Origin of the sequence: Pseudoalteromonas arctica, assembly GCF_012927645.1 — a bacterium.
GTDB classification, from domain to species: Bacteria; Pseudomonadota; Gammaproteobacteria; order Enterobacterales; family Alteromonadaceae; genus Pseudoalteromonas; species Pseudoalteromonas arctica_A.
In genome coordinates, this window is record NZ_JABBMT010000069.1 from 1 (window position 1) to 3,165 (window position 3,165).

The following is a 3,165-nucleotide window of genomic DNA, read 5'->3' on the forward strand; positions in this document are numbered from 1 at the left end:
ATCTCTGACTAAAGAAATTGCATCAAGTTTAAATTCTTTGGTATATTTTTTACGTTTTGTCATTTCTGTTCTCCAGTTAAGCTTATTATGTCTTAACTGGGGTAGTCGAATCCATTAAACCACGTCATTATGATTTAAATGCTTTCAAATCGCCCCCGAAAGCAAGCTAGTAGAGTAGAAATATTACGAAACTAATTCAACTTTATGCTAGATTTTTAGGGTCTTATATATTACTTTGAACTGAACTTAGGGGAGTAGTCTCTTGCATATGCAGGGAAACAGTCAACAATCTCCGAGCACTCAATGCTCGTGGCTGTTTCAAGCTTAATTAGCTTTGACAAGACTTAAGGTAAATAATCATATCGGGCAGATGTGGTTGCTTACCTTTTGTAAAATTCTGCCCTACGAGAGCCAAAATGTTGCACGTCTTATCTAACTTTACAAACTACACTGAACACAATCGACTATTCATTAGTTCAAACACCAGATACTTTCTTGAGTCAGAGGGAGCAGCGCTATGCTATTAGCATCTCTCGCAATTATCACAGGCTTTGCACTATTAGTATGGAGTGCTGATCGCTTTGTTGAAGGCGCTGCTGCTACAGCCCGTCATGTTGGTCTATCATCAATTTTAATTGGCATGGTAGTTGTGGGGTTCGGTACATCTGCACCTGAAATGGTTGTTTCAGCCATGGCTGCAAGTGATGGGAACCCCGAACTAGCCTTGGGGAACGCACTCGGTTCAAATATTGTCAATATAAGTTTAATACTGGGTGTTACCGCCCTCATTGCCCCCATTGTAGTTCAGTCAAATATAGTAAAAAAAGAACTACCAATATTGGTCTCTACAGTGCTCCTGTGTGGTTATTTACTGTATGACGGAGCATTAACTTTCGTTGATGCCTTGCTACTTTTAGGTAGCTTGCTGCTTTTTCTTATTTGGTCTGTGCATTCAGGTAGAAACAGTTCGGCAGATACATTAGAAAAAGAATTTGATGATGAATTAAAAAGCCATTCCATGCCAATTTCAAAAGCAATTTTCTGGCTATTTGTAGGCTTAACACTGCTAATTATTAGTTCACGTATATTGGTTTGGGGTGCTGTTGAAATAGCAACTTCTCTGGGGGTCAGCGATTTAATTATTGGTTTAACGATTGTGGCATTAGGAACCTCTCTGCCAGAGCTGGCAGCGTGTATTTTGGCGGCTAAAAAAGGTGAGCACGACATTGCTATCGGTAATGTTGTTGGTTCTAATATTTTCAATATTCTGGCTGTTATTGGTATAGCGGGTGTAATAGAGCCAATTAATCACATTTCCTCAGAGGTCTTTAACAGAGATTGGGGAGTCATGCTTATACTTACTCTAATGTTATTGGTCATGGCTTATGGTTTTGGTCGCCAAGGGAAAATAAGCCGTCTAGAAGGTACGGTACTCTTTAGTGCTTATTTAGGCTATAACGCTTACCTGATTATGGGGATTATATAAAATACTTTAGTAGTGCCTTAGAAAATAATAAATACCCTATGTACGGAGCCTGTAAGCACTTAATACAGTTCCAATATATTCGATTTCGAAATCATCATTTTAAGGAAAAGCAATGCAAAGCATCATTACTTTTTTTTCTGAGCATCAATTGCAACTTATTGCGATAGCGAAGAATACAATACTTACTTTGTTCATTTTAATTGCCGCGAGTATCGGCTCAAAACTAATAAGGCGCGCAGTACGTAAAGGTGTCTATCGTTTAAGTAAGCAAGACGAAATCATCACTAAACTACTAACCACATTTTCTGGGTATATTATCTATCTTATTGCCCTCGTCATTATTCTTGACCTGTTTGGTGTCAATACAGCGAGCTTAGTTGCACTAGTGGGTGCTGCTGGTTTAGCGATTGGCTTAGCTTTAAAAGACACTTTAAGCAATGTTGCCGCAGGTGTAATGCTATTGTTCCTTAAACCGTTAAAAAAATCTGAGTTTGTAGAGGTATCAGGAAATTCAGGAAGCGTAACCGATTTAGGCTTATTTACGACAGAGCTAGAGACCGCAGATGGAATATTTATTTCACTGCCCAATAGTACTGTTTGGGCGAGTGCAATAAAAAACTTCAGTCGAAATGCAAAACGAAGAATGGATATTACGATTGGTATTTCTTATGGTGATTCAATTGAAGACGGCTTAGCCGCATTAAGAGAATTAGCTGCAGAAGAATCTCGAATAATAACAACCCCAGAGCCACAATATCTTGTCCATACCCTAGCAGATAGCTCAGTAAACTTGCAGCTACGCGCGTGGGTCCCAACACCTGACTATTGGGATATTTACTGGAAAACACAGCGTAAAGTGAAAGAAAGAGTTGAAAGTAAAGGCATTACGATCCCATTCCCTCAACGAGATTTACATATTATTAGTTCAAATCAAAAAGAATAATAAGCAATTATGCACATCTGGTTGACTTGACCATAAATCAGCCAGATGGCGAAAAGAGTATAATTAGTCCAACTAATTAGGGAATTATCATTCGCCCCATAAAACTTTAAGTGGCATTATGATAAAAAGAACAAGCTCCAATTTCACCCCAATATTTGGGCATGAATTCATACAGCAAGGCTACAACATACAAATTAGCTGAGATTGTTCAAAAGCACTAATTCAAACCCTCGTCCTAACAATGCATTTTCTGGATCTAATGCATTAGGGTTATATGATGAACTTTTAATTACCTCATAAATTTTAATATCTTTAATGTCTTGTTTAAAAGGGTTTTTTAACTCCAATGAATCTTTGTCATTAAAAAAATCAAACTTGTCATAAGCTGCAATAAAATGTTTGTTTTCAAGATTCTCATCGCAACTCAATGCTAATTTTAAAGCTTCTGATAGCAAATGTTTTAGTGATCTACTTTCACCTCGACAAGCTGCAAAAAGCGCCACAGCGGTATGCCTACTTTCAAGTTTAGCCGGCTCATCAAATGGCATTTTCTTCGCTAACCCCATTACATATTGACGAAAGTACTTACTACCATTTTTCAAGCTGAAGTGTAAGCGTCTAGCAAAGTGCACCTGCCAGTAACTCGTCAAACCGATTAAGCTATTTCTGAATTTCAATGAGGAGATAGCCATGAGAAAAACACGCAGCCTTGAACAATGGCGCAGTATTATCGAAG

The 3,165-nt window shown here is 38.1% G+C and carries 2 protein-coding genes and 1 pseudogene; 2 read left to right on the forward strand and 1 reads right to left on the reverse strand.

The features are described 5' to 3' along the window. Window positions 1-517: 517 nt before the first annotated feature. Together HHO47_RS18820 and HHO47_RS18825 are read left to right on the forward strand one after the other, a co-directional pair. The gene (locus HHO47_RS18820) at window positions 518-1,486 is read left to right on the forward strand and encodes a calcium/sodium antiporter (protein ID WP_064668637.1); all 969 of its coding nucleotides are present in this window, start codon (window positions 518-520) and stop codon (window positions 1,484-1,486) included. A gap of 112 nt (window positions 1,487-1,598) precedes the next feature. After that, on the forward strand, window positions 1,599-2,429 hold the full coding sequence (locus tag HHO47_RS18825) for a mechanosensitive ion channel family protein (RefSeq protein WP_169021674.1): 831 nt from the start codon (window positions 1,599-1,601) through the stop codon (window positions 2,427-2,429). A 194-nt stretch (window positions 2,430-2,623) separates the two neighbouring features. Here HHO47_RS18825 and HHO47_RS18830 read toward each other — a convergent pair. Next, window positions 2,624-3,165, reverse strand: a pseudogene (locus HHO47_RS18830) (hypothetical protein); the annotation flags it as partial.

Coding starts and splice junctions, on each gene's coding strand:
- HHO47_RS18820 (WP_064668637.1), top strand. CDS start 518: ATGCTATTAGCATCTCTCGCAATTATCACAGGCTTTGCACTATTAGTA.
- HHO47_RS18825 (WP_169021674.1), top strand. CDS start 1,599: ATGCAAAGCATCATTACTTTTTTTTCTGAGCATCAATTGCAACTTATT.